The sequence below is a fragment of the Acidithiobacillus sp. TH-A35 genome, assembly GCF_057473505.1.
The window spans coordinates 1-5167 of record NZ_JBYCKR010000182.1 but is presented as its reverse complement, the minus strand read 5'-3'; the positions used below and the strand labels follow the sequence as shown (position 1 = coordinate 5167).

The 5167-nt window shown below is 57.5% G+C and carries 7 protein-coding genes; 5 read left to right on the top strand and 2 right to left on the bottom strand.

The window, feature by feature from the left end:
* Nucleotides 1-168: 168 nt before the first annotated feature.
* From AC2VNK_RS06285 to AC2VNK_RS06265, 5 genes are all read left to right on the top strand, one after another.
* Entirely contained in the window at nucleotides 169-522 is a 354-nt protein-coding gene (locus tag AC2VNK_RS06285; RefSeq protein WP_291523284.1) for a hypothetical protein, read from the top strand.
* A gap of 23 nt (nucleotides 523-545) precedes the next feature.
* On the top strand, nucleotides 546-902 hold the full coding sequence (locus AC2VNK_RS06280) for a YtxH domain-containing protein (RefSeq protein ID WP_291523282.1): 357 nt from the start codon (nucleotides 546-548) through the stop codon (nucleotides 900-902).
* Between the two features lie 111 nt (nucleotides 903-1013).
* On the top strand, nucleotides 1014-1391 hold the full coding sequence (locus AC2VNK_RS06275) for a DsrE family protein (protein WP_012536107.1): 378 nt from the start codon (nucleotides 1014-1016) through the stop codon (nucleotides 1389-1391).
* 7 nt (nucleotides 1392-1398) lie between these two features.
* The gene (locus AC2VNK_RS06270) at nucleotides 1399-1947 is read left to right on the top strand and encodes a hypoxanthine-guanine phosphoribosyltransferase (RefSeq protein ID WP_486883204.1); all 549 of its coding nucleotides are present in this window, start codon (nucleotides 1399-1401) and stop codon (nucleotides 1945-1947) included.
* Entirely contained in the window at nucleotides 1947-2759 is an 813-nt protein-coding gene (locus tag AC2VNK_RS06265; protein ID WP_486883203.1) for an S-methyl-5'-thioinosine phosphorylase, read from the top strand. The genes AC2VNK_RS06270 and AC2VNK_RS06265 overlap by 1 nt, the downstream gene beginning before the upstream one ends.
* Nucleotides 2760-2812: 53 nt before the next feature.
* Here the strand turns inward: AC2VNK_RS06265 and gorA are convergent, their stop codons facing one another.
* Nucleotides 2813-4162: a glutathione-disulfide reductase gene (gene gorA / locus AC2VNK_RS06260; protein WP_486883202.1), complete on the bottom strand. Its 1350-nt coding sequence runs from the start codon at nucleotides 4160-4162 to the stop codon at nucleotides 2813-2815.
* Nucleotides 4163-4221: 59 nt separating this feature from the next.
* A complete protein-coding gene (locus AC2VNK_RS06255; RefSeq protein ID WP_486883201.1) occupies nucleotides 4222-4965 on the bottom strand; it encodes a glutathione peroxidase in 744 nt (247 codons plus the stop codon).
* Nucleotides 4966-5167: the final 202 nt, after the last annotated feature.

Genomic DNA, 5167 nt, shown 5'->3' with positions numbered 1-5167 from the left:
CTGGTGAAGCCTGCGCGCGTCATATCGGCACCTGCGATTTTACCCAGACTGCAGATGCGGCTTATAATGCGATAAGATGACGGGGTGGGCCAGGGGTCATAGTCGGGTTGTTGCTCTTCACTGCGTTAAGAGGGTTGCTTTCGATATGCGGAAGCTCTGGGGGAAAGGATGAGTGTCAGTGCGGGGGTAACCATCATTGCCATTGTCATGATCATTATTCTGTTGATCATCGCGGTGACAGCGGTTGTGCTGATACGGGCCCAGTTGCGTCTGAAAAGGCTGCTGGCCAGGGTTGAACAGGACATCGGACCGCTGGTATTTGATGCCAAGGTGGCCTTGGCGGACATTAAACACATCACCCAGACCGGGCGAATACAGATGGGGCGGGTGGATTCCACACTCAGATATCTGAGTCAGGAGATCATGGATACGACGGATACCCTGGTTCGGCCGATACACGAGATGGGACTGTGGTACCGTGCGCTGCGCACAGGGTGGCGTTATTTTTCCCGGAAACATTAGCTGGAAACAGCGAGGAGACGACAATGAAGAATGCAGAAGGCTTTGTTATCGGAGTGCTGGTTGGCGCGGTTGGCGCCCTGTTGTTGGCCCCGGCCAGTGGCGCAGAGACACGCCAGGAATTGCGCCGCGCTATGGATAAGGGACGGGATCGCTTGCGCAATATGGAGTCGCTGGCCGAAGAACGTATCAGTGTGCTCATTGATGAAATCCAGGAAAAAACCGCACGCCTGATGGATGCGGGTGGTGACTTGGTCGAGTCCAAACGCCAGGATCTGCTGGAGGCTATTCAGGTGGCCAAGCGGGCATTGGCAGAGGAGCGGGATATTCTGACCCGGGCCAGCCGGGCGCGCCGTATTGAGGCACAGGAAACCGATATCTAAGAACGCTTGATATGGCCCTGTGACTTTTTATGGTGTAATCAATCATTTCATGGCGCGGCGCCGGACTGGGACGGCTATGATGGGCAGGCCGAATTTTTTAAGGAGATATACATGGCTGATAAATTGTTGATGGTTATGGTGAACACCGATCCATCCAACCCCCAGGAGTTGGGTGCGCCTTTCTTTCAGGCGACGGTGGCTGCCGCGATGGATTTTGAGGTCGAAGTGGTGCTGACCGCCCGCGCTGGCGAGCTGGCCAAGAAGGGGGTTGCGGAGAAAATGTTTGTTATGCCGGGCAGCCCCAAGAGCGTCTATGACTTTATCAAGGATGCCCATGAAGCAGGTGTGAAATTCTTTGTCTGTACCCCGACCCTTGAATTGTGGGAATGCACCAAGGAAGACCTGATCCCCGAAATCCAGGACATCGTCGGTGGCGCTTATGTCATTGAGCAGGCCATGGACGACGACGTGGTCACCTTTACCTACTAATGCCATTATGACACCTACCCACTTAGGGCCCGCTGAGCATCTGTTTAGCGCGGAAGAGGTGGAGACGGCCATCCAGCGGATGGCCGTTGCCATTAATAAGGACCTGGAGCATCTGACGCCGCATCGTCCGGTGGTGTTGCTTTGCGTGCTGACGGGTGCCGTCGTGGTGGTCGGTCAACTGATGCCTCACCTGCATTTCCCTCTGGTGCTCGACTGTGTACAAGTCGGTCGCTACGGTGCGAAAACCAGTGGTGGTACCTTGCAATGGCGTACGCGCCCCAAAGAACCACTGGCAGGTGCTGTGGTTTTGCTGGTGGACGATATTCTTGATGAGGGCGTCACCCTGCAAGCTTTGCAGGAATACTGCATGGCGGAGGGCGCTGCCGCCATTCATACGGCGGTGATGGTGCGGAAAGTCCGTCCTCGCGCGATTGATGTACAGGTGGACTACGTGGGGCTGGAAGTGCCGGACCGCTTTGTGTTCGGTTACGGGCTGGATGCCCGCGGCCTGGGGCGGAATGCACCGGGTATTTTTGTTTTGCCGGAGGACGGCTGATGGGTGTGGTGGGCATTATCGGTGGTAGCGGTCTGACCAGGCTCAAAAATTTGCAGATTCGCAACCGTCGGGTGATTCGCACCCCCTTCGGTGAAACTTCTGGCCCGCTGACTTTTGGCCAGCTTGGTGGACAGGAGGTGGTGTTTATTGCCCGCCATGGTTATGGGCACACCATTCCTCCGCACCGGGTCAATTATCGTGCCAATATCTGGGCGCTGCACCATGTCGGGGTGACGCATGTTATCGCGGTGGCGGCGGTGGGTGGAATCACGGCATCCATGCAGTCAGGCGTCCTCTGTCTGCCTGATCAGATGATTGATTACACCAGTGGGCGTCCCAGCACCTTCTTTGAGGGTGGGGAAAGCATGGTGGTGCATATCGACTTTTCTCAGCCCTATTGTCAGCGGGTACGTGAGCGTCTGCTGCAGGCGGCGGGATCTGCGGATATCGTGGTTATTGACGGCGGCACTTATGCGGCTACCCAGGGCCCGCGCCTGGAAACCATCGCCGAAATTCGCCGTATCGAAAGGGACGGTGGAGATGTGGTGGGGATGACTGGGGCTCCGGAAGCGGTACTGGCACGGGAAATCGGTCTGTGCTACGCGCCCTTGTCGCTGGTAGTCAATCCGGCGGCGGGCAAGTCGGCGGAACCGATCACCATGGAAGCCATTGATGCCGTCATGCACGAGGGAATGGGGCGGGTGCGAAAAGTGCTGGAAAATGCCGTGCCGTTGCTCGCGGACTGTCGGCAGTGCAGTTGTACCACTTCTGTGGGACCGGAAGCCCTCAAGCATTTGCATAACAAAAAGTAACCCAATGGCTCGCGTCGATGGCATCCTCTGCTGCCGACACATCGCGGAAGCCATCAGCGCATGGTGACGAATTCCTCGGAACTGGTGGGATGGATGGCAATGGTGTCATCAAAATCCTGTTTGGTCGCGCCCATGCGCAGGGCTACCGCAAAACCCTGAAGCATTTCGTCCACACCATCACCGATGGCATGCAGGCCAACAATCTTTTCCTCCCGGCCCACCGTGACCAGCTTCATCGCGGTTTTTTCCGGTTCCGCCGAAAAGGCGCGAAGCATCGGGGTGAAGGTCGTCTGGTAGACTTTGACCGCCTCTTCTCCGTATTGCTCCTGGGCGGCTGCCTCACTGAGGCCGACCGTTGCTATGGGGGGATGACTGAAGATCACCGTGGGTACCAGGCGAGGGTCGAGATGCCGCTCCGTCTGGTCACCGAAGATGCGGTCGGCGAGACGGCGCCCGGCGGCGATGGCGACGGGCGTGAGTGCCGGGCCCGCGGTGACATCGCCAACCGCGTAGATGCCGGATGCCTGGGTATTCTGGAAAGCATCCACGGGGATAAAACCCTGCGGGTCGGCAGTAATGTTTGCGAGCTCCAGACCAAGGTCGGCGCTGTTCGGGCGGCGGCCGATAGCCCAGATGATGGCGTCCAGCCCACCGAGGCAGTCACCGTCCTGAAAGTGCAGGCACAAGCCATCGGCGCGTTTTTCCACTTCCCGGACCTGGCGCTGGGCGAGGAGATTGATGCCTTGATGGAGCATGGTATCCATCAGATTCTCGCGCAGCATCGGCTCGAAATCATTGAGGAAATGCTTGCGACGCATAACCAGAGAAACGTCGCTGCCGAGGGCGTTGAGTACCCCTGCCAGCTCCACGGCGATATAACCGGCGCCCACTACAGCCACACAGCGCGGCATCCCTTCGAGGGTAAAAAAGCCGTCTGAGGTGATGCCCAGTTCGGCACCCGGAATGTTGGGCCAGACCGGCTGTCCGCCCGTGGCGATCAGAATATGCTCGGCTTCTAGTGTGTTGTCGTCCACACGGACCTGATGCGCGCCGGAGAAACGGGCATGCCCGCGAATCAAGGTAACGCCATTACCATTCAGGCCCTGGGCATAGCGGCCATTGAGTCGTCCGATGTAGGCGTCGCGCTGATACTTCAGGAGTTCCCAGTGGAAACGGGGTGCTACGGCATCGAAGCCGTATTCTTCCGCCATTTTCATTTGCCCGGCAAGGTGAGCGGCATTCCAGAAGATTTTTTTGGGGACGCAGCCTGCATTCACGCAGGTGCCGCCCAATGGACCGGCGGCGATCAGCGCGGTGCTTGCCCCATAGCGGGCGGCGCGGTTGGCCATGGCGATGCCGCCGCTGCCCCCACCGATAACAATGAGATCATAGGATTGCGTCATGACGTCTCCGTTTTGCGGGGTGTTAAAGCGGGTAACGACCCAGAGCAGGTGTTAAGACTTTACTTCCCGCCGAAGTAATTCTCCAGATCGTCGGCACCGCCGATGTGTTTGCCGCCGATAAAGACCTGCGGCACGGTCGAACGTCCGCTCACCGCGCGAATCGTCCGCGAACTGACGCCGGTACCCATACCCGTTTTGATCTCTTCAAAAGCCATGCCGTGCCTCTTCAAAAGTGCTTTGGCGCGAGCACAATGCGGGCAGCCTTCGCGGGTAAAGACGGTGATGAATTCGGGGTCGCGTGCCTCCGGGTTGAGGTAGTGGAGCATGGTATCCGCATAAGACACCTCGAAGGGATCACCGGGCTTGTCGGGCTCGATGAACATTTTTTCGATGACGCCATTCTTCACCAGCATAGAGTAGCGCCAGGAACGCTTGCCGAAGCCAAGTTCGCTCTTGTCCACCAGCATGCCCATGCCTTCCGTGAATTCACCATTACCATCGGGAATCAGGTGGATGTTTTCGACAGCCAGTTCTTTGGCCCAGGCATCCATGACAAAGGCGTCATTCACCGACATGCAAAGGATGTCATCTACGCCATTTTCGCGAAAGGTCGGCGCAAGTTCGTTGTAGCGCGGCAGATGGCTGGAGGAACAAGTTGGGGTATAGGCGCCGGGCAGGGAGAACACGATCACGGTCTTGCCCTTGAAAAGTTCGTCGGTGCCGACGTCGCGCCACTGATTATCATCGCGGGTGCGGAATACGACCTGGGGAACGCTTTGGCCTTCTATGCTGGTCAGTTTCATCTAGTCTCCTATTTGCGCTGCAGTTGCGGCACCATTGCCGATGTGCATCAGATCGCCCTGTGCTGCACATGGACTGATAGTAGACATAGTCTAAAACAAAAACAAGTATTAGATAGAACCTGTCGGTGTGCGCCTCTCAGGCGTTGCCCCAGCCGAGATAGGTAGATGCTGTGTCGAGAACACCATAGCGAATTTGAAAATC